This is a genomic window from Mongoliitalea daihaiensis (genome assembly GCF_021596945.1).
Taxonomy (GTDB): Bacteria; Bacteroidota; Bacteroidia; order Cytophagales; family Cyclobacteriaceae; genus Mongoliitalea; species Mongoliitalea daihaiensis.
This window is the reverse complement of the sequence record NZ_CP063779.1, coordinates 2271323-2297282: the sequence shown is the minus strand read 5'-3', so window position 1 is coordinate 2297282 and position 25960 is coordinate 2271323. Positions and strand designations below refer to the sequence as shown.

The 25960-nt window shown below is 39.9% G+C and carries 20 protein-coding genes and 1 tRNA gene; 3 read left to right on the top strand and 18 right to left on the bottom strand.

The features are described 5' to 3' along the window. Window positions 1–15 precede the first annotated feature (15 nt). From IPZ59_RS09805 to IPZ59_RS09745, 13 genes are read right to left on the bottom strand one after another with little or no spacing between them, the layout of a single operon-like run. Window positions 16–339: a cytochrome C oxidase subunit IV family protein gene (locus IPZ59_RS09805; protein ID WP_236139668.1), complete on the bottom strand. Its 324-nt coding sequence runs from the start codon at window positions 337–339 to the stop codon at window positions 16–18. Between the two features lie 22 nt (window positions 340–361). Then, window positions 362–1138, bottom strand: a complete 777-nt coding sequence (locus IPZ59_RS09800) for a cytochrome c oxidase subunit 3 (RefSeq protein ID WP_236139667.1) — start codon at window positions 1136–1138, stop codon at window positions 362–364. 15 nt (window positions 1139–1153) lie between these two features. Further along, complete coding sequence (locus IPZ59_RS09795) at window positions 1154–1735, bottom strand: cytochrome c oxidase subunit 3 (protein WP_236139666.1); 582 nt, start codon at window positions 1733–1735, stop codon at window positions 1154–1156. 1 nt (window position 1736) lies between these two features. Further along, entirely contained in the window at window positions 1737–2639 is a 903-nt protein-coding gene (cyoE, locus tag IPZ59_RS09790; protein ID WP_236139665.1) for a heme o synthase, read from the bottom strand. After that, window positions 2636–3745 carry a COX15/CtaA family protein gene (locus IPZ59_RS09785; RefSeq protein ID WP_236139664.1) on the bottom strand — a complete coding sequence of 370 codons (1110 nt, stop codon included), beginning with the start codon at window positions 3743–3745 and terminating at the stop codon, window positions 2636–2638. Before IPZ59_RS09785 ends, cyoE begins: the two co-directional genes overlap by 4 nt. Beyond that, complete coding sequence (locus IPZ59_RS09780; RefSeq protein WP_236139663.1) at window positions 3702–5591, bottom strand: cytochrome c oxidase subunit I; 1890 nt, start codon at window positions 5589–5591, stop codon at window positions 3702–3704. The genes IPZ59_RS09785 and IPZ59_RS09780 overlap by 44 nt, the downstream gene beginning before the upstream one ends. Before the next feature lie 15 nt (window positions 5592–5606). Further along, on the bottom strand, window positions 5607–6641 hold the full coding sequence (locus IPZ59_RS09775; protein WP_236139662.1) for a cytochrome c oxidase subunit II: 1035 nt from the start codon (window positions 6639–6641) through the stop codon (window positions 5607–5609). Window positions 6642–6662: 21 nt separating this feature from the next. After that, a complete protein-coding gene (locus IPZ59_RS09770) occupies window positions 6663–7952 on the bottom strand; it encodes a quinol:cytochrome C oxidoreductase (RefSeq protein WP_236139661.1) in 1290 nt (429 codons plus the stop codon). Window positions 7953–7954: 2 nt separating this feature from the next. Continuing rightward, on the bottom strand, window positions 7955–8578 hold the full coding sequence (locus IPZ59_RS09765) for a c-type cytochrome (protein WP_236139660.1): 624 nt from the start codon (window positions 8576–8578) through the stop codon (window positions 7955–7957). 13 nt (window positions 8579–8591) lie between these two features. Further along, window positions 8592–9122, bottom strand: a complete 531-nt coding sequence (locus tag IPZ59_RS09760) for a DUF3341 domain-containing protein (RefSeq protein WP_236139659.1) — start codon at window positions 9120–9122, stop codon at window positions 8592–8594. A 3-nt stretch (window positions 9123–9125) separates the two neighbouring features. Beyond that, a complete protein-coding gene (gene nrfD / locus IPZ59_RS09755) occupies window positions 9126–10490 on the bottom strand; it encodes an NrfD/PsrC family molybdoenzyme membrane anchor subunit (protein WP_236139658.1) in 1365 nt (454 codons plus the stop codon). Window positions 10491–10508: 18 nt separating this feature from the next. Continuing rightward, the gene (locus IPZ59_RS09750; protein WP_236139657.1) at window positions 10509–13583 is read right to left on the bottom strand and encodes a TAT-variant-translocated molybdopterin oxidoreductase; all 3075 of its coding nucleotides are present in this window, start codon (window positions 13581–13583) and stop codon (window positions 10509–10511) included. A 38-nt stretch (window positions 13584–13621) separates the two neighbouring features. Beyond that, window positions 13622–14881 carry a c-type cytochrome gene (locus IPZ59_RS09745; protein WP_236139656.1) on the bottom strand — a complete coding sequence of 420 codons (1260 nt, stop codon included), beginning with the start codon at window positions 14879–14881 and terminating at the stop codon, window positions 13622–13624. A 367-nt stretch (window positions 14882–15248) separates the two neighbouring features. On the opposite strand from IPZ59_RS09745, the gene IPZ59_RS09740 reads away from it, so the two are divergent. The 3 genes from IPZ59_RS09740 to IPZ59_RS09730 all read left to right on the top strand — a co-directional run bounded on the left by IPZ59_RS09740 (window position 15249) and on the right by IPZ59_RS09730 (window position 18136). Further along, window positions 15249–15322: transfer RNA gene (locus IPZ59_RS09740), tRNA-Cys, on the top strand. Window positions 15323–15466: 144 nt separating this feature from the next. Further along, window positions 15467–15931, top strand: coding sequence for a (2Fe-2S)-binding protein (locus IPZ59_RS09735; RefSeq protein WP_236139655.1), 465 nt, complete (start codon window positions 15467–15469; stop codon window positions 15929–15931). A gap of 3 nt (window positions 15932–15934) precedes the next feature. Then, a complete protein-coding gene (locus tag IPZ59_RS09730) occupies window positions 15935–18136 on the top strand; it encodes a xanthine dehydrogenase family protein molybdopterin-binding subunit (protein WP_236139654.1) in 2202 nt (733 codons plus the stop codon). A 9-nt stretch (window positions 18137–18145) separates the two neighbouring features. Here the strand turns inward: IPZ59_RS09730 and IPZ59_RS09725 are convergent, their stop codons facing one another. From IPZ59_RS09725 to rsmG, 5 genes are all read right to left on the bottom strand, one after another. Then, window positions 18146–19486, bottom strand: coding sequence for a TolB family protein (locus tag IPZ59_RS09725; protein ID WP_236139653.1), 1341 nt, complete (start codon window positions 19484–19486; stop codon window positions 18146–18148). Between the two features lie 31 nt (window positions 19487–19517). Then, a complete protein-coding gene (locus IPZ59_RS09720) occupies window positions 19518–20141 on the bottom strand; it encodes a hypothetical protein (RefSeq protein WP_236139652.1) in 624 nt (207 codons plus the stop codon). Window positions 20142–20298: 157 nt separating this feature from the next. Next, window positions 20299–21486 carry a hypothetical protein gene (locus IPZ59_RS09715; protein ID WP_236139651.1) on the bottom strand — a complete coding sequence of 396 codons (1188 nt, stop codon included), beginning with the start codon at window positions 21484–21486 and terminating at the stop codon, window positions 20299–20301. A 591-nt stretch (window positions 21487–22077) separates the two neighbouring features. Next, complete coding sequence (gene rpsA, locus IPZ59_RS09710) at window positions 22078–23850, bottom strand: 30S ribosomal protein S1 (RefSeq protein WP_236139650.1); 1773 nt, start codon at window positions 23848–23850, stop codon at window positions 22078–22080. Window positions 23851–24928: 1078 nt separating this feature from the next. Then, a complete protein-coding gene (rsmG, locus tag IPZ59_RS09705) occupies window positions 24929–25561 on the bottom strand; it encodes a 16S rRNA (guanine(527)-N(7))-methyltransferase RsmG (protein WP_236139649.1) in 633 nt (210 codons plus the stop codon). Window positions 25562–25960: the final 399 nt, after the last annotated feature.

Here is a 25960-nt window from a genome sequence, read left to right as displayed (position 1 = left end):
GAGTAAGAAATGATCTTACCAGCGAATTAGGAAAATATCACTACCTTCTCTAATCATAGCAATTACAAACCACAATAAGAAGATTAGTGGAACTACAATTGAGTAGAATAATGGTTTAGCCTCTTCACCCAAGTGCATAAAATCCATCATAATATATTTAGCCTTCCAAATAGTAAGGGCGATGAATAGCAAATAAAGGAAAATACCTCTTGGTAGCGTGAAAGCAAATACAAGTTCTATTGAAGTCAATACAAACAGGATACCTGCAGTCTTCCACAACTTTTTTATTTTTGCCTCGTCACGAGGTATTACAACTAATTTATTTTCTTGAGAAGCCATAATAATTCAATTTTTAGTGTTGTTAGATCAAATAGAAGAATGTAAATACAAAAACCCAAACTAGGTCCACGAAGTGCCAGTATAAACCAATCTTTTCAACCATTTCGTAGTGCCCTCTTCTTTCATATACACCTACTGCTGCTTGGTAGAAGGCCATAAACAATAAGAATACACCAATAGTAACGTGGAATCCATGGAAACCTGTAATGAAGAAGAATAATTGAGCAAAAGCTGCTGGACCATATTCATTGACCATCAGGTTCGCACCAAAGACAGTCTCAGTAACAATGCCCCCCATGTTATTGACATATGTTAACACTGTACCACCATCAGTACCATGGATAAAGTGCGACCACTCCCATGCCTGACAACTTAGGAACGTGATCCCTCCCAGTAAGGTCCAAAGCATCCATTTTACTACATCGTCTCTGTCATTTCTATGCCCAGCCTCTACAGCCAAAACCATTGTAATGGAAGACATAATTAAGATGAAGGTCATTAAAGTTACAAACACCAAAGGCAAGTGCATGCCATGGAAAAACGGAAAAGCATCAAATACTAATTCAGGGACAGGCCAGTATTCATTGGACCCAATAAAAGAGTCAGCAGGACCTGCATAACCCGGATAACTAACCCTGATTGCAGCATACGCAATCAAAAAAGCGGCAAATGTAAAGATATCTGAGAGCAGGAAAAACCACATCATGAGTTTTCCATAACTTGCTTTGAGAGGTTCATTACCTCCCCCCCAAATTCCTCTTTTTGGGCTTAACCCAACAGTTGTTGCAGTTGTCGACATATGTTTAAGTTACTTTTAATGATTCAATAATAAGAACATAAAAAGATACAACCAAAGACCTCCTAGAAAATGCCAGTATGTCATACACATTTCTAGGCTAACCATATTTTTGGAGTGTACTTTGTAATTGAAAGACGAAATTAATACAATAATTAGAAATATCACACCACTTATCAAGTGTATTGCATGTAAACCTGTAAAGATATACAAGAATGAACCTGCAGGGTTACCTACAAAATACACATCCCTATCAACCAATGCCACCCAAGAATACCACTGGGAAATAAGAAAAGCAAAACCCAATATTGAAGTAATAATCATTCCTGTTTTTACTGCACTTAATTCATCTTTTTTAGCAGAAAGATAAGCCCAGTGCAAGCTCAAGCTACTAAGAATAATAATAACCGAACTATACCAGAAAATTTGAGGTAAATCAAATTCAAGCCAATTACCTTCGGATTGTCTTACAATATAGGCACTAGTCATAGATGCGAAAATCATCACAACAGACACTATGAACAACCACAATGCAAACTTTTTAGGATGCATAGAAATAGGCTGCTCAGCACCTTCTATGTATGCATATTTTTCTTCCATATTAAACTTTATCTAACAAGTATGCTATTTGCACAATTGGTAAGTATAGAAACGAGCCAAACATAATCCGCAATGCTGATTTTCTTGAACAATCTCTCATTAAAGAGAATGTCTGTCCTAAAAACAACACACCGCAGAGAGTGGCTACAATTCCTGAATTAATTCCAGTTAATCCAAAATAGGTTGGTAATAAACCTAGTGGTAAAAGGAACAAGGTATAAATCATAATTTGAATGGCTGTATTCAAATCTTTTTTGCCACCACTTGGAAGCAACTTAAAGCCAGCTCGCTTATAATCATCATCACCAACCCATGCAATCGCCCAAAAGTGAGGGAATTGCCAGATAAATTGTATACCAAAGATAATTAATGCTTCATGTGAAATCATTCCAGTAGCCGCAGTCCACCCTAATAAGGGAGGCATAGCTCCTGGAATAGCTCCAACAAATACAGCGATTGGACCAACTCTTTTGAGTGGAGTGTATACAAAAACGTATAAAACCATACTCAAAACACCTAATGCAGTAGTAAGAGGGTTAGTGAAAACCCAAAGTATTAGAATTCCTAGTACTGCAATTACAGAGGTAAACCAATACGCCTCTTTCATTGAAATCAAATTCAAAGGAAGAGGCCTATTCTGGGTTCGCTTCATCAATTTGTCAAAGTCTTTCTCCCAAATTTCATTGGCAGCACCAGAAGCTCCACTAATTAGCAGGCCACCTATGATCAACCCTAAGAAATTAAACCAGGAGAAATTAACTCCACTATCCCCTAGTATATAACCAAAAGCAGCAGAGAAAGTGACTAAGGCTGACAGCCTTAATTTCACAAGATCAGCATAAGCCTTCATACGAAAGCTTATCAAATCAAGAAATGCATCACCAGGAATATTTAAAGTTCTCATGAACTCAATTTTACAGATAATAATTGTTTTTGATCAGACAATTTCAATAACAACAGAAACTGAATACCAATTAATAAAGACCCAAACAGCAAATGTATTGGTTGAAGAAATGCCGGTATTGCGAAATAAGCCATACCAACACCAGAAAGAATTTCTACCATCAACACCACTACTAACAACTGTGTGAGTTTAAATAGTACGGAGTTCCTAAGCGTAAGTTTATAAATTCTATACACAAAATAAACATGTATAAATAATATCAACAAACTATACGAGCGGTGAATTAGAAAGGAAATTCCTAAATTATCCACCCACTCAGACCTTACTAAACCTCCAAATTGGAAGGCAACTTGATCAACAGCCTCTCTTACTTGTGTGCCCAGTATGACTTGCCCTATCATTAAAATAAAACCAGCCAACAATACATTGAACAAATAAGAAGGATTGTCAGTCACTTCCAACCGATCTTTAACCAAGCGATTGGCTCTATAGTATAGATAAATCAATAGACAAACTATCAGTAAAGCCAATACCATGTGCAGAGTGATCATCCAAGGTAAAAGGTTCGTAGAGACTACAATAGACCCTATCCATGCCTGAAATAAGACAAGCAATAAATTAAACACAGCTAATGCTGGAATAACCTTATCCACCTTCCACAAAGGAAAAGACCGAATCATTGTAATTAAAATCAACAATCCAATGACTGCACCTACTAGCCGATTCAGATATTCAATCCAAGTTTTTACAGGATTAAATTCCTCTTCCACTAGAATACTCTTGTCATTTCTGATCTCTTCTGCTTTTTTTGAAAAACCTAAGGATTCCAATTGAGCAACAAACCGATCATTTTTCGCTAATCGTTTTTCAAGATAAATATCCTGATAATCAGATGGGAGCTGATCCACACTTGTAGGTGGTACCAAGCTCCCAAAACATTTTGGCCAGTCAGGGCAACCCATACCAGAACCGGTACTACGTACAACCCCACCGACAAGAATAAGAAAGTAAACAGCTAGCACAGTTATCAAAGAAATCCTGCGAAAGCTGCCTACTGATTGATTAAACGGTTTTTGTTTCATCTGCAACCAACATAGCTTCTTCATCTGCGATAATTTCCTTTTCCAACCTTACAAGCTCTTGCTCGTGTGGTAAGTTAGATTCAGGAGTTGCAGATAAAGGAACTGTTTGAGGTATGAAATCCTCCTCAGCACCAGGCTTAGAATAATCATAAGGCCATCTGTACACAGCAGGAATTTCACCCGGCCAGTTGCCGTGACCTGGATTTATAGGAGTAGTCCATTCCAAAGTATTGGATCTCCAAGGGTTTTCAGTCGCTTTACGACCTCTATACATGCTGTAGAAGAAGTTGAACAAGAATATAGCCTGAGCAGCAAAAGTAATAATCGCAGCTGCAGATACAAACATGTTCAAATCAGTATACATATTAGTAAATTCAAAGTTTGTCCAAGAATAGTATCTTCTAGGAAAACCAGCAATACCGATGTAGTGCATTGGGAAGAACACCATGTAAACTCCAATAAATGTCAACCAGAAGTGAATATAGCCCAAGCGAGCATCCATCATCCTTCCGAACATTTTAGGGAACCAATGGTAAATACCAGCCATCAATCCAAAGAAAGAAGCAGAACCCATTACTAGGTGGAAGTGAGCTACCACAAAGTAGGTATCGTGAAGCTGAATATCAATAGCAGAGTTACCTAGGAAAATACCAGTCAAACCACCAGATATAAAGAATGAAACCAAACCAATGGAAAACAACATTCCAGGTGAGAAGATCAAATTACCTCTCCAAAGAGTTGTAAGGTAGTTAAATACTTTAACAGCGGATGGAATAGCAATGATTAATGTCAAGAACATGAAGATAGAACCCAGGAAAGGATTCATACCCGATACGAACATGTGGTGAGCCCATACAACGAATGAAAGTATGGTAATCCCTAACATCGAAATGACCATTGCTTTATAACCAAAGATTGGTTTTCTGGACTGCGTAGCTATGATTTCTGAAGTGATACCTAAAGCTGGCAATAATACAATGTAAACTTCAGGGTGACCTAAAAACCAGAACAAATGCTGATATAATACAGGGCTACCACCGGTATTTGGTAAAGCTTCACCTCCGATATAAATATCAGAAAGGTAGAAAGAAGTACCAAAGCTTCTATCAAAGACTAGCAACAAAGCAGCTGAAAACAACACAGGGAAAGATAACAGTCCAATAATGGCTGTTAAGAAGAACGCCCATATTGTCAACGGAAGTCTAGAGAATGACATTCCTTTAGTCCTTAGATTGATTACAGTAGTAATGTAATTGATACCACCCAACAATGAACTAGCAATGAAGAAAGTCATTGAGATCAACCATAAGGTCATACCCAAGCCAGAACCTGGCATAGCCTGCTCTAACGCTGACAAAGGTGGATAAACAACCCAACCTCCAGAAGCGGGGCCTGTTTCAATGAATAGGGAAATAAACATGATCACACCAGATACAAAGAATAACCAGTAAGAAAGCATGTTCATAAAACCTGAGGCCATATCACGGGCACCAATTTGAAGAGGAATCAAGAAATTGGAAAATGTACCACTCAAGCCAGCAGTTAGCACGAAGAAGACCATGATGGTTCCGTGCATCGTTACCAATGCAAGGTAGAAGTTAGGATCTAACTTCCCTGCCTCATCTATCCAACCCCCTAGTAAAGGCTTAAGCCAATACAATTCCATGTCAGGGAAACCTAACTGTAACCTAAATATAATTGACAAGGCACCACCAATAATAGCCCAGAAAATTCCTGTAACCAAGAATTGTTTCCCGATCATTTTATGATCAGTACTGAAGATATATTTGGTAATAAAATTGTCATGATGCTCATGATCATGGTGATCATGTGCAGTGGCATTGTGTAAAGCTGAATCTGCTGTCGCCATAAGTTATAATTTTTATTACTTGTATTCGCTGATTGTAATGTCAGCTAATTCTTTTAATTCAATAGGAAGATCCGCAACTAATGCAGGATTGTTGACAATGTAAGGTCTCTGCTCAGCAACCCAAGCTCTAAACTCTTCCGGTTCAACTACTCTAATTTCACGTTTCATTGAGAAATGCCCTCTACCACAAATTTCAGTACAAGCAATCTCATAGTTGAAATCAGGATTATTCAATTCTGCTCTCATCTCTGCTGTTGTCTTAGTAGGAACAAACCAAAAACGAGTTGGCATACCAGGTACAGCGTCCATTTTCAATCGCATGTGAGGGGCAAATACTGAGTGCAAAACATCCCTTGCACGTATTCTAAAGAGTACAGGCTCACCCTTTGGTATAACAACCACTGGAGAACTAAAGTCATCTAAAGAATTTTTGTCAGAGAAATCAACTCCCGAAATGTTGTTTGCATTTGTTAGTCTGTAATCATTAGCTCCTAGAACATTGTCCATGCCAGGATACCTTACTTCCCATGCAAATTGATACCCCATTAACTCAACTACATGCGCATTGTCAGGTGCTGGTTTAGTAATATCAGACCACGCAATCCAGCCGCTAATTACTAGCAAGGCAAGTACTACAGCAGGAACTGCAGTCCAAAGGACTTCCAATTTGTTATTGTCTGGATAGAAATCTGCCTTTCTTTTTTCAGAGTACTGATATTTGTAAGGGAAGATAAATAACAGAATATGCGTAATAATGAAAACTACGCCAGTAACTGCCATAGTAATCCAAAAAAGCTGATCTGTCACAGCACCATGCTCTGAGGCAATTGGCAACTGATAGTTATCAAATTCTTTGATAGAATACCAAAACATTAATCCTCCAGCACCTACAAGAAACAGGATAAACATTAAGGCATTCACCTTATTGCTACCCGTAGCAACTTTTTTGTCACTGCCTTTAACAACAGAAACTAATGTCTGGATTCGATACACCATCCAAAGAATGGATAGCAATAACAAAACTCCAACTGCAATAAGAAATCCGTACATAGACTTAAATTTTTCGGATAATTAAATATGATGATGATAACTTTCTTCCAACATTGGATGATTCTTAGCTACTAGGTTGTTTTTCGCAAGATTGCTCATGACAACATAAGCAGCAGTAGCGCCATAAACCAAGAACATTCCAATTTCCATTAGACCAAAGCCACCGTTGTGACCCAAAGTACCCGGCTGAACCATCAAGAAGAAGTCAAACCAGTGTCCTAAGATAATTAAGGAACACACAACTTTCAAGAATACACCGTGTCTTTTAGCATCACGTGTCATTAAAACAAAGAAAGGCAGGAAGAAGTTTAGAATTAGATTTACAAAAACAAACGGTCCATACACATCAGACTGCAACCTTTCTACAAAGTAAACCGACTCCTCTGGAATGTTTGCATAATAGATCAAAAGGAACTGTGAAAACCACAAGTAAGTCCAGAAGATAGAAAAACCAAAAACGAACTTCCCAAGGTCATGAATATGGTTTTCATTAACCATTTCTAAATAACCTTTGTCTCTTAGATATAATGTGATCAAGGTGATCGCAGAAAGACCTGCAACAAACCAAGAAGCAAACATATACCAACCAAATAGAGTAGAGAACCAGTGAGTATCAATAGACATGATCCAGTCCCAAGAAGCAATGGAAGAAGAAACAGCAAAGAAAACAAGGAAGAAAGCAGACCAAGTTCTGATTTTTCTCCAATGCTCAGTACCGCCTACCTTATCTTCTTCAAATGATAATTTTTTTAATTTATTGAAGAAGAAAATCCAAATACCCAAGAAAAGCACCATTCTAACAAGAAAGAAAACAGGGAATGTACCTTTTTCTAGAGGCCAGAAAAAGAAAGCGCCTTTTCCATCGATGATAAAGTCATACTGAGGATCATTCTTATCAAATAAGTACGCATGCGTCCAGTGGAAAATATCATGACCAACTATAAAGTAGGAAACAATCATTAAAACTGCAGCAATTGGCAACCAATTGCCCAACGAAAGCATTACCCTTAATATACCAGCCGACCATCCTGCTTGTGCAGCATATTGAATAGCAAAGAAGAACACACCGATTACAGCAATACCTGCAAAATAAACGTTGTTAATCCAAATGTTTGCAAATAAGCGCTGATACCAATGAAAAGCATGTGCTCCTTCTTCAGCTCCATGATCATGACCACCAGTCATACTTAAAATAATACCCGCTACCAAAAGCACTGCCCCTATACCAAGAACAGTCATTATTGATTTTTTCAACGCTGCTGAAAAATCAAATTTTTGGTCCAAATTGTAATTCGTTGTACTATGACCCATGATTATTGTTTCTGAATTTCTTGTTTAACATAGTGAACAATTTTCCAAATTCTATCCTGAGGAATTTGAGAACCGTGAGCACCCATTCTTCCTTTACCTTTCATGATCACATGGAAAATATGACCTTCAGGTAGATTGATATAGGCACCGCCTTTAAGATTAGCCACACCACCAACAACCTCGCCTGCTTTGCCATCTCCTTCACCACCTGCACCATGGCAAGTCGCGCAATACTGCGTATACAACACCTTTCCTTCTCCTATAACCTGATCCGTCAACTCAATTGGATTTGGGATATTTGCAGCCTCTTCCAGTTCGAATGCTTTCAAACGGTAAGGCAACACGCCATCTTTTGTTCTAGGAACAGTATTTGCAACCGGTTCACGCATGTTCATGCGGTTAGGATTGTTTACGTTACTATTGAAGAATTCTCCCTTTCCATCTTCTCTCGTTGATAACCAAGAACCTTCTTCTTCATTGACAATCTGATTCAATGGCTCATAAGCAACTGAGTTATACATCTGTGGAGCATACTCATACCCTGGATGATCACCAGATGCAGTACAGGCGCCTAATAAAGCAACACCTGCTAAGCCTAGTACATATATTGAATTAGTTATTTTCATACCTTCCAATGTTCTATTCAAAACTTTTTTTATTCACCTCAGAAGCTCCAGAAGATTTCAAAACTTCTTCGAGCGACTCTTCCTCCATGCTATTGTTCACAGCAAGATCAATCGCCATTACATGTTTGTCATCTGTAATTCTCAAATCGAAAATTCTAGCTTGACCCCAGGGCTTTAAGTTACTGGAAACGAAAAACACCCCTACCATACCAAAAGCAGCTAATAGAACTGTCAATTCGAAGGTCACAGGAACGAATACAGGGAATCCAGCAAAATCTTTACCACCAATAATCATAGGCCAGTCAAACTTCATCATGTAAAACTGCATGAGAAGAGCCAAACTTGTTCCTAAAATTCCAAAAAGAAACGCAGCAATAGGCAACTTACTTCTTTTATAACCTAAAACATCATCGATGCCGTGGACTGGAAACGGAGAATAAACTTCGTGTATCTTAACACCACTTTTACGAACCTTGGTAATTGCATCTAGCAATACATCCTCATCCTCATACACACCGAGGATAAAATTCTTATCTCTTTCCATGTCTTATTTAGTTACTTTTTCAGATGAAGACTTAACAATTGACTTAACCTCTGCCATGTTGATCACTGGGAAGAATTTAGCAAACAACAGGAACAAGGTGAAGAATAAACCAAAGGTAAACAAGTAAACTCCCACATCAGCCCAGGTAGGATAGAACATCGCCCAAGAAGATGGAAGGAAGTCCCTGTGAAGAGAGGTTACAATGATTACAAAACGCTCAAACCACATACCGATGTTTACCACCAAAGAAAGGATAAACGTCAGTACAATAGAAGTTCTAATCTTCTTAAACCAGAATAACTGAGGAGAAATCACATTACAAGTCATCATTGACCAATATGCCCACCAGTAAGGTCCAAACGCTCTATTGACAAATGCGTACTGCTCAGCAGCAACACCTGAATACCAAGCAATAAAGAATTCTGTGATGTAGGCAATACCTACAATTGAACCAGTTATGATGATAACGATATTCATTAACTCAATATGGCCAATAGTGATATAATCTTCCAGTTTGAATAGTTTTCTTGTAATAATCATCAAGGTTAATACCATAGCAAATCCTGAGAAAATCGCACCCGCCACGAAGTATGGAGGGAAGATTGTAGTATGCCATCCTGGGATAACTGAAGTGGCAAAGTCAAAGGATACAATCGTGTGTACTGAAAGTACCAACGGGGTAGCCAAACCAGCCAAAATCAAGGCAACTGACTCATATCTGCTCCAAGTTTTTGCAGCACCATCCCAACCAAATGCCAAGGCACCATAGATTGATTTTCTAATACCAGTTGCTCTATCTCTAATTGTTGCAAAATCAGGAATCAAACCGATATACCAAAACACTAAGGATACAGAGAAGTACGTAGAGATTGCAAACACGTCCCACAAAAGAGGAGAGTTGAAATTTACCCACAAAGAACCCCAAGTATTCGGAAGTGGCAGCGCCCAGTAAGCACCTACCCATGGTCTTCCCATGTGTATAACTGGAAACATGGCTGCACAAATGACTGCAAAAATCGTCATCGCCTCAGCAGCACGGTTGATAGCCATTCTCCATTTCTGTCTGAATAGCAACAAAACTGCTGAAATCAATGTACCAGCGTGACCAATACCGACCCACCAAACAAAGTTGGTGATGTCCCATGCCCAACCGACGGTTTTATTTAATCCCCACATTCCAATACCTTCCCAAAGTGTGGCTGCCAAAGCAAGCCCACCTAAGCCTAAGGCACCGAGAGAAACCAAAAGACCAAGAATCCAACCAATTGATGGTTTGCCTTCTACCTGTCTTGAGATATCATGGGTTACATCTTTTAAGGTTTTACCGCCGGTTATTAGCGGCTCGCGTACGGATGAAGTTACCTGCATATCTTATAAAATTATTAATTACGCTTCAGATTTATCCTTATTTCTAATTTTGGTAAAGTACCACACATTCGGATTTACATTTAAGTACTCCAACACGTGGAAAGCTCTTTCCTCACCCACCTCTTTTGTCGGAGAATCATTGTTATCCTCGATCTTCAACATCTTGGTGATATTGCTTTCAGGGTCATTCATGTCACCAAAAACAATCGCATTCGTAGGACAAGCAGTTGCACAAGCAGTGTTGATTTCACCATCTTGAACTCTTCTACCTTCTTTTCTTGCAGTAAGCTTTCCTGATTGAATTCGCTGCACACACATGGAACACTTCTCAATAACACCACGAGCTCTCACTGTTACATCTGGATTCAATACCATTTTTCCCATATCGTCGTTTTGTGCAACGTTAACTGCAGCAAAAGCTTTATTGTCATGATACTTGAACCAGTTAAATCTTCTAACCTTATACGGACAGTTATTGGCACAATATCTAGTACCAATACATCTGTTATAAGTCATTTGATTTAAACCTTCAGAGGAATGTGTTGTTGCAGCAACCGGACATACCGTCTCACAAGGAGCGTTGTTACAGTGCTGACACATCATTGGCTGGAATATAACTTCAGGGTTGTCAGCAGCAGCTTCCAATTCCTTATTACTAGAAGCACCCTCTGGAGAGGAATAGTATCGGTCGATACGAATCCAAGCCATCTCTCTTCTATTCAACACTTCTTCTTTACCAACTACTGACACGTTATTCTCAACTTGACAAGCAACAGTACAAGCACCGCAACCAATACAGGAGTTCATGTCAATGGCTAACCCCCAGTGGTGATTAGAATATCTATGACCTTTCCACAAAGAAATTTTGCTTGGTTTCACAAACTCCCCTTCCATATATACTTTAGGGAAATCTCTACCAGCAGATGGATTTTCTTTATATTCAGGCAATGTCGACTCTTGGATAACATACTGTCTATCCATGTAAGTCTGATGAGTTTGAGTCTGAGCTATTTTATAAGAATCACTCGTCAACTCTATGCTCACACCATCTGTGATATCATAAGTGGTAAAGCCATTTGCATTGGTTAGTAAATCATAGGCATTAACTCCGACACCGTCTGCAACTCTTCCTGCTTTGGATCTACCATAACCCAAAGCCAGACCTACAGTACCTTTTGCTTGACCAGGCTGTACCATCACTGGAACAAGGATTGACTTCTCCCCTATAGTAACTTTAGCTTTTTTGGTAGCGCCTTCAAACATTTTTAGTCCTTGCTCTGCTGCCCAAGCCTGTGATACTGTCAAATAATTATCCCAAGTAGCTTTGGAAATTGGATCTGACATCTCCTGTAACCAAGGGTTATTGGAAAATGCCCCACTACCAATACCTACCTTTGTGTACACGACCAACTCAGTACCAGCATTATCTGCTTTGTACACTTTGGTAATTCCACTTGCAGCAACCACTAAATCAGCGGAACCATTTACAGGAGAACTACTACTTTCGACGGTGTAAACCCCATTAAACAATGTTCTATCCCAAAACTCTTGGAATGTAGCAATCTCTGATTGGGAAGCAAAGAAAGATGATTTCCAATTTTCCTGAAGGAAATCATAATAGTTAGTATCGTTTCCAGCCCAAGTCAAGAAAGAATCTTGAGCTTGTCTCGTATTGAATAAAGGTGAAATAACAGGCTGTGATAAGCTGTAATGCCCTTTTCTTGGATTAAAATCATTCCATGACTCCAAATAATGATGATCAGGAGCAACCATCTTCACCAAGGAAGCAGTCTCATCCAACGTACCATTGGTAGTGATAGAAACTTTAGCCTTAGCGATAGCTTCACCTAGTTCAGCACCCTTCACATAATCATACACTGGGTTACAATTGTAGAATACAACGCCACCCACTCTGCCTGATTTCAAATCAGCAACAAACTGATTCATGTTGACGTCGTTCCCTTTTCTAAAGTAAGATGGGGTCGAAAAATCTACCGTAACACCATTGTTATCAAGCAAATCATTGATAGCGTTAATTACAATTTGTACGTTAGGATCATTTGAGGAGGCAACTACAATAGATTTACCTCTGTTAGCCCATAGTTCGTTTGCTGCTTTGTCCAAGTAAGCAACATCAACTGCTGCCGCATTAAATGTAGCACCACCAGCTTTTTTAGCTAATGCATTGTATAATGCAAGCACCGCTAAGCCAGTTTGAGAAGCCTTTATAGGTGTTCTGTAATCTGCATTTGCTCCAGTAAGGGAAAGATTGGACTCAAACTGGAAATGTCTGGACATTTCTGGCTTTTCTTTCGTGATTTTCCTTGTTTTGCTGTACTGTTTTGCAAACTCAATTGGGGAAATCCAAGTCCCCAAGAAATCGGCTGCAAAGCTTACAATTACAGAGGCTTTATCGAATCGGTAGGTAGGCAACATAGCCGTACCATAAGTCAATTCAGCTGCTTTGGTAATACCATAGCTAGAAACTGGGTCGTAGGAAATAATTTCCGCTCCTCCAAAAGCTTCAGCAAATTGTTGCAAGGCTTTTTCTGTGGAAGGAGAAAGAATAGTATTCGTGACAATTTTGACGGAACCAGCAGAAGCTAATTGAGACTTCACTTGAGCATCAAGTGCAGCCCACTCAACTTTTTCACCATCAATCATCGGCCCTGCAACTCTTTGCTTATCATATAATGATAATACGGAAGCCTCTACGATTGCAGAAGTACCACCTTGAGATATAGGAGACAACTCGTTGCCATCAATTTTTATAGGTCTACCTTCACGTGTTTTAACTACGATAGAAGCATAATCCCCGCCAGAAGCGAAAGTAGATGCATAATAGTTAGGTATGGAAGGGTTGATATCAACCGGCTTGTTTACATAAGGGATTGCTTTTCTGACAGGTGCTTCACACGCTGCTAAAGAAGCAGCAGCTAAGCTAAAGCCCATCATTTTTAAGAAATCTCTACGAGAAGAGCCATCCAAATTGGAAGGACCCTCTGGGAATTCTCTTTCAGCGTTTCTTACAACTGACTCATCGTTTGTCAGTTCTTCTAACCCTTTCCAGTAGGTCTTTTTATTTTCCTTCATTGTATATTCAAGAAAAGTAGGTTGCTAATTGATTTAAATTAATAGTGACACTTAGAGCATTCCAAACCACCAATATCTTTCACTTTAAGTGATCCTTTGGAGCTGGAATGAAGTTGAACTAATTTATCATAGTACTCATTGCCCTGAGCTTTGATGTCTGTCTGTCTATGACAGTCTATACACCAACCCATCGTTAACGTGGAATGCTGATATACAACCTCCATTTCCTCGATAGGTCCGTGACAAGTTTGACATTCAATGCCACCTACTGCTACGTGCTGTGCGTGATTAAAATATGCTAAGTCTGGTAAGTTGTGAATACGAACCCACTCAATAGGTCTATTTTCTTCTACTGCCGCATATATCTTTGCGATTTCAGGCGACATACCATCCTGACCACCTACATTTTGGATATGCATGTGGCAGTTCATACAGATATTGGCAGAAGGAATATTTGCCGATTTACCAAGTTCAACACCAGTATGGCAATATTGGCATTCCATCTCATATTGACCTGCATGTAGAGCATGAGAAAATGCAATTGGTTGTGTTGGAGCGTAGCCTTGTTGAATACCTACTGAGTATAAACCATCAATTGCTGTCTTAGCTACTAGAGCTACAACTAAGGCAGTAACTATCAGAACAAAAGCGTCACTTTTAACAAGCTTTTTGAAATCAAATCGTTGATTGATATATTCTTTGTCATCTTCTTCTAGATTCTGATTGCCCAAATATTTGGTCAAAATTGAGATGATTAGTCCCAAAACAATTAAAATCAATAATAAAACGACAACAAGTACAGCAAGAATAATTGTTAAATATTCACTTGGAATACCAGAACCTCCACCTTGTGCAACGGCACCACCTCCGTCACCTGTAGCAGCTACTGCCTCGGCTTTGTCACCATACTCGATGTAAGCTAACAAATTCATCACATCGTCATCTGACAAAAATTCATGTGGCGGCATGGCCAATTGATTGTATTCATTGTAAATGGCTACAGCCTCAGCATCACCTGTGGCAATGAGAGCCTGAGAATTACGAATGAATTTTGTAGTCCATTCTATCGAATGCCTGTCTGTAACGCCTCTCAAAGCTGGACCAACATTTTTTTGGTCTAATCTGTGACAGGTTTTACAATTGGTATTGAAGATAGACTTTCCGGCAGCAATTGCCTCCTCACTGTCTGAGACTTCAGGATTGGCAGCCATGACCCCACTTCCTAATAGTAGGAAGAAAAACATCATCACGTACCCAAATCTCAAGGGAACACTTAATAAAGAGCGCTTGATCGACATATTTATTGTTTATTAAAACAGTTTTTTCACCTATACGGATAATCCCTGCAAATGTACTACCCCAATTCTATTTTTCAAACTGAGGTCAAATACCCTACGAATAGGCATTAAAAAATGTTTGATTTTTATAAATCCCTGAAAAGCAGTTATTTAAGTCATGAACAGCATAAACTTAACTTATTTAGAAAAATTATAAATAAAGAAATCTTTTAGGCTAGACACGTTGAATGCTGATTTTGAGATTTCCAAGCTATTTTTCATATAAATACAATTTATAACAGCTATAAATTACCCTTATGTTTTAAATTTTATTTTCAAATATTTTTTGGAGGATAACTCTATTTTTCTACATTTGCACAACGAAAAAGGTCGTGTGGCCGAGTGGCTAGGCAGAGGTCTGCAAAACCTTGTACAGCGGTTCGAATCCGCTCGCGACCTCCAGTTAAAGCATCCTCTCAAAGGGATGCTTTTTTATTTTTTATGATTTTTGGCACCCACTAACCAACTTATCTCCCCGTTTACACAAAAACAGATGTTTTTTTAGATGAGAATCAGAATATTAAGGTTCAAAAGCCAAAGATTTTCATGAATAAATCGATTGAACTGCATATAAATGGTGAGCGAAAACTATTGGAAGCAGATCCAGAAGAACCATTGTTATATATCCTGAGAAATGATTTCGCACTGAAAGGCCCCAAATTTGGATGCGGATTACATCAATGCGGTTCCTGCATGGTTTTGTCGAATGGAGAAGCGAGCTATACATGCAGGATACCTTGTGCCACTTTTGAAGGAAAAAAAATTCAAACTATTGAAGGACTATCCCAAAATGGAAAAACCCACCCCATACAAGAAGCATTTTTTGATGTTCAGGCAGCGCAATGTGGGTATTGTGTTAATGGAATGATCATAGCAGCACTTGCTCTGATTAAGGATGTGCCAAAACCCTCGGAAAAAGAAATCAAAGAAGCGCTCTCTAAGGTCATTTGCCGATGTGGTACTCATAGCAGATTTGTCGATGTGGTTAAAAAATTCACCTCAACTACTTAAGCTATGAAACTCTTAAAAACCAATAGACGTGATTTTTTGAAAAAAAGCGGGCAATTACTCATTGGCTTTCAACTGTTCCCCTTGCTCAACTGTACAACCAAGGAAGATGAATTACATGCTATATACAATGGAATACCTGAGCGACCTCATTTAGGGAGAGAATTGATCGATTCTTGGATACGGTTGGATTCAGAAGGACATGTCACGGTCTTGACCGGCAAAAAGGAACTTGGACAAGGTATTCGAACCGCACTTATCCAGATTGCAGCTGACGAACTTCAAGTGGATATCAACCGATGCCACATTATTAACGGTGACACCGGGCAAACTGCCAATGAAGGCTACACAGCAGGTAGCAATTCCATCGAAGGAAGTGGGAAAGCCATTCGTCAAGCAGCAGCAGAGGCTAAATTCTTTCTAGTACAATTAGCATCAGAAAGACTGGATGTACCCCTAGAATCCTTGACCATCAAAGATGGAAGCATTTATGCCGCTGATAATCGTCAAGTGAGTTATTGGGAATTATTAGATGGGCAATATTATAAACGGCATATTACTGGAAATGCTCCCATCTTAGAACCTGCCCAACATCAATATGTAGGCAAACCCATTCCTAGAGAAGATATTCGGCAATTGGTACAAGGCAAGGCCCACTTTGTCCATGATTTGAGTTTCCCAGATATGGTTCATGCCCGTGTGCTACACCCTCCTTCTTACGGAGCCCAATTAGAGGAATTAAAAAAAGATAAAATTACAGCACTCCCAGGAATTTCGGATGTACTTGTGGATGGTAATTTTGTAGCAGTGATCGCTGAACGAGAATATCAAGCGGTCAAAGCTTGGGAAAAAATGAAAGTCATAGCCGTTTGGGAAAAGCCTAGCATTGAAACCATGCCTTCGCAGCTTTTCTCAGATATGCGTAAGCATGCACAAAAACCGGAAGTTATACGAACAGATCCGAAAACTATTTCAAGCATATCCAATGCCGAACTCCGCTTGAAAGCCAGCTATCAAAAGCCCTATCACATGCATGCATCAGCGGGCCCATCTTGTGCGCTAGCCAAATGGACCGAAGAAGGATTAACCGTATGGTCGCCAACCCAAGGAGTGTATCCTTTGCGAGCTACACTTTCAGACCTCTTTTCCCTAGATCCTGAAAAAATCCGTTGCATTGGGGTTCCGGGGTCAGGATGCTATGGACACAATGGGGCAGATGATGTTTCAGCTGAGGCAGCAATTATCGCTCAAAAGTATCCGAATAAAACTATCCGCCTGCAATGGATGCGGGAGGATGAACATCAATGGGAACCCTATGGTTCGGCTATGATTCTTGATTTGGAAGCAGGGATATCAGCAGATGGCTACCTGCAAGCCATGGAAAGTAACCTATGGTCAGACACCCATAGCACCCGCCCAAATGGTCAAGCAGGTCACTTTGTATCAGCAAGACATTTGGAAAAATCCATTCCATTCAACAAAAGAGGATTTTCCGGTGGAGCCTATCGCAATGCCATACCTTTGTACATTGTACCACATTATAATCTTTACTTACATAATTACGAAGGGCCATTGCGTACCTCAGCATTACGGGGACTTGGTGCATATGCAAATATCTTCGCCTTGGAATCCTTTATAGATGAATTGGCGAGTTTAGCAGGATTAGACCCATTTGTATTTAGAATCCAAAACCTTCAGGATCCACGAGCTATCGCTGTATTAGAGGAACTGCGAGATAAAACTAATTGGGCTAGCCGCAATTCACAGGAAAATAAGGGTTACGGCATCGCATTTTCCCAATACAAAAATTCGGCTGCCTACTTTGCTGTACTTGCCGAAGTTGAACTAAGTTCCGATAAAAAATCTTACACCCTTCAAAAGTTAACCGGAGTAATCGATGCGGGACAATGCATCAATCCCGACGGACTGATTAACCAAACTGAAGGTGGTATGATCCAATCCGCAAGTTGGACGATGATGGAGGCCGTATCCTATGATGAAAATGGGATTTTGAGTAGAGATTGGAACAGCTACCCTATAATCTCTTCAAAAGATATTCCCGTTGTGGAAGTTCAAATCATCAATAGACCTGAACTCCCTCCCTTAGGTGCTGGAGAAGCTGCACAAGGGCCAGTAGCCGCAGCCATTGCCAATGCCGTGTTTGATTGTACAGGGACAAGGGTTAGGGAATTGCCGATTAAGATTTGAAACAATGGACTAATTAATCAAAGTCGCCTTGACCAAAGTTGTGGAGCCAGCAGTGCCTCTAACAGGAAATACTAGAGCCCGACCATTATCAGTCCAAGAAATACCCATCCCGAATTCAGATACACGCATTCCAGACTGGGTTACACCAAAAAAAGTCACTTGTTTGACTGCACCAGTAAGCATATCCAGAATCCAGATTTGAGGAATTCCCGATCTATCGGAAACAAATGCCATTTTATTGGGATCGAAAGGTGACAAAGAAGGGGCAGAATCATTCCATTGGGACACTAGGACATCAACTTTTTGCCCTCCTCTACTCCCATCAAACCCGAAAATATGGTACACAGGAAAATCATTATACAATTGCAAATGATCCGCAACCACCATTTCATTAATGCGCGAAACATCTAGTCCGCGGAATACAGGCAGACCAGTCACAAGATTGACACCATCACCAAAGGAAGTAAATACAGGAGTCATATTTCCTGCGAAATCACGTTTCCACACCCCAAAATCACCACTCACAAGAGAGTCAGCATAAAAAAACACCTCTTGATCATCTTTACTGAAACTAGGAGTTGCTTGTTGGTGCAAACCTCCACTGAATAGGTTGAATTCTTCGGTATCCAAATTAAAAATCTCCAAATGAGATGGCCTAATTCCCTGAGGCGTTTGACCAGAGCCAGCAGTAACGCTGTAAATTAATCGCTTCCCATCTGAAGACCAGTTCGGTTGGTTGGCATTTCTTCGTATCAAGCGGTGTTCCTGTGTCTGCTGATCAAAAATGAATAGGCTCAAAGCCCGACGCTCTTCACCATTCTCCGTGAATCTCACATCTGAGACATACGCTACCTGATTCCCTGATGGGCTTAATCTAGGGTGCAAAATACCATGTGGGCCAAAATCAGAATCGAATATTGGCTCTATTTCAGGGGATTTTCCTGGAACAATCATTACTGTATTGGAGTCCTCTTGCCTGCCTGCACGATTAGATCGGATAAAAAACTCATACGTTCCTCCAAAGTCAACATCAGTAAATAAGTATTCATTGGAACCTCTGGATAAACGAACCAATCGTTCGAAGTTTTGCATCCCAGGTCTTTTCAAAAATAGATCATACGAACTTGCTTCTGCAAGGGGAACACAGTTCCACCCATTGCAAATCTGGAAATTTCCCCACATCAGTAAGATTTTACCGTCTTCGGTCAATTCAGAAAGTAAGGTAGCTCTTGCTAAAGATACCCCTTCAGGAATAGGATCATCCCAGCGCTCCTCGCAGGAACCAAACGAAAGAAGGAAAGAAATTCCTACAATCAACCCAAAAAACCCATCCTTCAATTCTATTCTCATGGCTAAATTTTAAACTACTGGAATCCGTGTACTAATTTACTCTTTTAGAACTTAATTGATAAGCCACTCCTAGCTGTAAGCCAAACTCAGTCAGCCGAGTATTGCTTTGATTAAAGCCTATGGCGGCATGTTGCTTAAAGTTGGGTTGCAAAAAAACACCTAACCGGTCAAAATAGTGTTGCAAATTAACACCCACTAAGTAGCCAACTCCTGATTGTTCCATCCAGCTACTATATTCAGACTGCTGAAAGCCAAGCAATGGTCCTGCCTGTAAGGAGAGAAAACTAACTAATTCATAGGTAGCGAGTATTGGAACACTGATGTATTCAAAAGGCGTAGGTGTGATCGTTAATAAGCTGACAGGACGAGGAGGTGGGTTTCCTGTAGGGATCCACATCGTTCCCAGTTGCAAAGTAGCTTTAGCATAGGTAATTCCTGTTTCCAAGCCCCATTTGCTATTCCCCTGCCAGGAAAGTCTGACGCCATATTCTTGGAACCTGTCTACATTCATCGATGGCCCTCCATCCAAAACATCTCCCAAAAAAGCAGCATCCGACACCCCAGCAAAAGCTTTGACTTGCCAATCCGATTGCCCGAGTGTCGGAAGCTGCATAATCACCCCAAAAATCAACAATCCCCAAATGAGTTTTTTCATCTTTTTTTGTTCTATACAGTAACTAGACGTAAGTTAAGTGTAAAACGCTACAGGCTTAGGGGGATTTAGTGAATTAGTGATTGGTTGATTAAGTGATTAGTAAGGTAGGTCCACTGTTAACTGTCTACGGTCAACGGTTCGTGTAGGAGTAGGCTTTCTATTCATGTTTTTGTAGTTTTACTTTATAAATCCTTAAAAAATCCTCTTCCTGCTCTATACTTCCACTTCGCTCCATCCAGAGATAATCACCACTGGAAGCAAATCCCGCATTATTGACTCCCTCTGGAAATGGCACGTTGCCCACTATATGTAGGTTTTTTTTATCCAAAACCAAAATCCCCTTACTCACTTCCTTTTCATACGTGTTATAAAGTTCAAGGAATCCTTTGGAATCACCAGAACCCATCAGGGCATTTATTTCTTTCTCTTTATTCTCCGAAAATCCCCCGTAATACTGGATTAAAACATACTCATCCACCACATGTATGTTTCTGATTGATGGAGTACTGGTTTTGACGGACATTGCTCCTTCGTAGAATTCATCACGGGAGGTAATGGGCAGCTTTTCGAAGCCTGGAATATCTAAAGAAACGGATTTCTCCAAGATTGCACCATCCGAACCTAATGTATAAACGTACAATTTTGGATCTCCACCTAAAGCTACATAGAGCTTATCTCCTACAGCTTCTAAAGCAGGCGCATAATCACTTGCAAAATAACCGTTCCCGTCCCGAAACCTACTTCCTTGTTCAAAAGGTACAATTTCCAAAAATTCACCCTTATCAATATCGATAAGTTCAAGAGCTTTAAAACTATCATAAAACTGCTGTTGGCCTGGATATGTACCACGAGTGCGCACAGAGTTGCTAAGTAAAAAAATTTTCCCTCCTATCCTGGTTGTTTCCATTCCTTTCCCAACAAAGATCATCGTAGAAGCCCCCTCCAAAGACTCCGGATGAGTCAGTCGCTGAAGCATACTCCCTTCCAAATCATACAGAAATATTCCATTCATCCCAGATAGCGCAATGGTATTTTCATCAACAAAACCTGGAAACTCCAAAAGGAAACCGTGTGCATCCGGTATATCTCCGGTCTTTGCAAAGGTATTGACAACTTCACCCGAATCATCCGTAAACACAAACCCACTGCTTGAAAAATCAAAAAATACAAAGTGCTTACCCTTAGGACTTACATCCACAAGCATAAGACTACCCAACACATCTACATCTAACGAGTCTACAACTACAAATGAAAAGTCCAGCTTAGTATCAGACTCTTCCATTATTGGCTTGGAACAGGAAATCAGGGAAAATGTAATCAGGGAAAAATAACAAAATTGTTTCATATAGCTTTAGTGATAACTAAAGCAAGAATACATAAAACCATTGAAAAATCACCTAAAAAGGATTTATTTTAGTTTGAAAAAATTCCGCTGCTATCAAGAGTAACCATATTAAGGCATTTAATTCAAAAAAATCCCTGTCACTTTTGGAGCTTATCAGTGAAAAAACCTTCAAGGCATGCAATAACTCAAAGGTTCAATTACTCTTATTTCTGCGGATTCCGTGCCTTCTGCGAGCCCAAGTTTCCGTCAGAAACCCATCTATGTCAATCTGTGAAAATCAAAACATAAATCTGTGTCTAAAAATCAAACCCAGCAAGCCAAGACCTCAGCGCTACGCGCCTCTGGTGCCCAACTTACATAAATCTCTACGAAGACCACAGGGCTACGCCCCTGAAATCTATACTTTTATACTCTTTTATTCGTGAGGGTTTGTACTATTTTTGGTAACAAAAACCTTCGAGGTTTGAAAAACCTCAAAGGTTCAAAAAAAAAGTGACTGCCTTTCGACAGTCACTTTTAACAATAGGATTCACGAGTCTAGACTCTCATCTCTCGCTCCTGCTTGCAGCAGGCAAGTCTCGCTTCTAGAAATTATTTTTTTCCGCCTTCCATCTTCTCTTTCAACTCAGCTAATGCATCGATGTCACCGAAGGTAGACTTCTCAGCTGGATTAGCAGCAGTTGTAGGAGCATCTGCTTGCTTCTTCGCTTTCTTAGGAGCAGCAGCAGCTTTAGCTTCTTCTTTGAAAGTAGCAGTATGGGAAAGAACAATTCTCTTATCGTCCTTAGAGAACTCAGTTACTCTGAAATCCAACGCCTCACCTACTTCTACAGATGAACCATCTTCTTTCTCCAAGTTTTTAGAAGTAGCAAATCCTTCCAAACCGTAAGGCAACTCCAATACTGCACCTTTGTCATTCTTAGAAACAACTGTACACTTGTGCACCGAACCTACAGGGAATACTGTTTCGAAGGTATCCCAAGGATTTTCTTCCAACTGCTTGTGACCAAGTGCCAATCTTCTGTTGTCTACATCCAATTCTAACACAGCCACATCCAATTCATCACCTACTTTTACAAACTCAGATGGGTGCTTGATTTTCTTTGTCCAAGAAAGATCAGATACGTGAACTAGGCCATCAATACCTTCTTCCAATTCTAAGAATAATCCGAAACCAGTCAAGTTTCTTACCACACCTTTATGCTTAGTGCCCACTGCATATTTAGCAGCCATGTCACCTTTTGTCCAAGGATCTTCAGTCAATTGCTTGATACCCAAAGACATTTTTCTATCATCCTTATCCATGGTCAAAACCACAGCTTCGATCTCATCACCTACCTGTACGAAATCAGCAGGATTTCTCAAGTGCTGAGACCAGCTCATTTCAGATACGTGAATCAAACCTTCAACGCCAGCAGCTAACTCTAGGAATGCTCCGTAATCAGCAACATTGACGATCTTCCCTTTCACTCTTGAACCAACTTCTAACTCAGCAGAAAGGGCATCCCAAGGATGAGCGGTCAACTGCTTCATACCCAAAGAAATTCTCTTCTTATCATCGTCAAAGTCAAGAACTACAATCTGTACTTTGTCATCCAAGTTCAATACTTCCTCTGGATGGTTGATTCGACCCCAAGAGATATCAGTGATGTGCAATAGACCATCTACACCACCCAAGTCGATGAATACACCGAAGTTGGTCATGTTTTTGATCACACCTTCCAATACCTGACCTTTCTCAAGGTTGTTCAAGATTTCAGCTTTTTGCTTCTCTAGATCTTTCTCAATCAATACTTTGTGAGAAACAACTACGTTATCATTGCTGTGGTTGATTTTTACCACTTTTACTTCCATCATTTTACCTACATAGATATCGAAATCTCTAATAGGCTTCACGTCGATTTGAGAACCTGGCAAGAAGGCTTCTACACCGTAGATATCTACGATCAAACCACCTTTGGTTCTTCTCTTCACAAGACCTTCGATTACGCTGTCATTCGCAAACGCATCTTCAATGTCCTGCCAAGCTCTTACCATTTTGGCTTTCTTTCTGGAAAGTACCAATTGTCCAAGTGCATTTTCCTGCTCTTCGATGAACAATTCAACTTCATCACCGATTTTCAAATCAGGTAAGTCTCTGAATTCCGTTCTAGGAACCAAACCATCCGACTTAAATCCAATGTTGATGATCACATCCTTGTCATTGATACCTACTACGGTACCTTTAATTACTTCTTTTTCTGTGATTTCATTCAACGTTCCAGCGTAAAGAGCTTCCATTTCAGCTCTTTTGTCTTTGGAATAACCTTCTCCAAAACCTTTGGTGTCGAAATCTTCCCAGTTAAATTCTTTTTGATTAGACATAATGTATGAATAACCCTGATTTTCAACAGCCCTAGGGTCATGAGGCTGAGGTTTTTAGTGTTACATCAAGTCCCTGATCTCCAATCAGAAACCCCGCTCACCCGAACGGACTGCAAAGGTAAGGATTTTTGATAAATAGTCGAGGGATATAATGAAAATTTGTATAAAGTATGGGTTATTACAGAGGCGAGAAGCGAGAGTTTAGACTCAAGAGGCAAGAGCCAAGACTCAAGAAACAAGATATGATTCGTATACTTCAAAGCAATTCATTTTTGCTTGTTGATTAACGGATTAGTCTCGTAGAGACGGTAAACATACTAGCCGAGGGTTTCAACGAACCTCTCACAGATCTAGGAGATTGAACGGATCCAGCACTGATTTACCATTTTAGATTTACCCCCCAATCGTGTCTATTAAGAATGCCCGATAGCAGTACTGTTGCGGGGAGGACGTCAGAAAACCGGGCCGGCGTGGGCCCTGCGGGGAGAAGGATTTTTCTGACTAGCCTTTTTGGTTACTTTTTGGGCGATGCAAAAAGTAACGACAATGTAGGTAAAGATCATCAATGATTGAAGATCAATTCGCAGCATATAAATTTCATTAAAAACAATTCAGTTAAATAATTGCAATTCACCATCTCATCGATCTAAAGAAAATTAGCGCGTAAGGCGAAGGTGGCTCGAAGACAACCCTCGTGCGAGCATATGGATCTGTTAATACATTCCCAACCCCGAGTTACGCCGCAAGAAAATACGAAAACAATACCAATCCACTAAGCGCCTTACCTAGGGCTTAAAAGCCACGGCTATTGATTGGATTATTTTTCAGAAATCACAAAATTAACTACTATAAATTTGAATGCTATTCGTGGGTTAAAACCCACAAGCGGGAGTGTCCCATATTAGCACATCTAATCCACATCTTAACAATTAACATTTTATAAGCATCCTCGCAGGTTCACAATGAAAATCGAATCATTCTTAATTCCATACTCCACATTCCTAATTTGCTCAACTGTTCACTGTCCACTACCAACTGTTCCCTGTTCCCTGCTAACTGTTCACTCATTAACTGCTCACTACCTCTTCCCTTCCCAAGGAACAAAGACCACCTTTTTGGTTTCGAAAAATTCGCTCTTGAAATAGTCGTCGATGTGGTAGGTTACGTAAGATACCTCTCTTTCTTCCATTTCTTCATCTACATCTCCACCTTTGAGTAAAAAAAGACCATTAGGAAACTCATTGAAATCTTCTTTTCTAAACTTCCCTTTGACCCAAGGAAGCATATTACTAAAGCGGGTAACTGCTCTACTCATTATAAAATCGTATTTTCTAACCAATGTCTCCACTCTCACTTGTTGTGCTTCCACATTAGAAAGTTTCAAGGCCCTAGCAACTTCTTTGACTACGGTGATTTTTTTTCCAATGGAGTCAACTAAGTGAAAATGGCAGTCCGGAAACATAATAGCCAAAGGAATTCCAGGAAAACCTCCACCGGTTCCTATGTCCAGTATTTTAGTCCCTGGCTCAAACTTCATCACCTTGGCAATCGCTAGAGAATGCAATACATGGCGCTCATAAAAATGCTCCATATCCTTACGGCTGATCACATTGATCTTTTCATTCCACTCTTCATAAAGAGGTCCCAACCGCTCAAATTTCTCTAATTGCGCCTCCGTAAGTTCCGGAAAATAGTTTTTTATTAACTCCATGTTTCTAATGATATCCTGCAAAAGTACGCAATCCCAAGCAAAAATGGAACGCAGATGATTCGGAACCATGCAGTCGCTGATAGGAAACGAATCTTGGATGTGGAATTTTTGACAAAGTGAAATATGCTAACGCGAAATAAATTGAAATATGCTTCTACCTGTGATAGACAGGTTCGGCGATATATTGGTGGCGTGTAGAAAAGAGAATTATTCTTAAAAAAAGTATCAAGTAATTTCAGGAACGAAACAATCAACCAGAGAAGGATTTAAAACGGAGCTCGAAAACCACCTACCCCTTACAATTCACCAAGATGAGACTAATTAGGTAATTAGCGACCGTTGCCTTACCTCTTTGCGGTCGTTGCGAGCAATAAAGATGTCCATTTACTTCTCACTAGA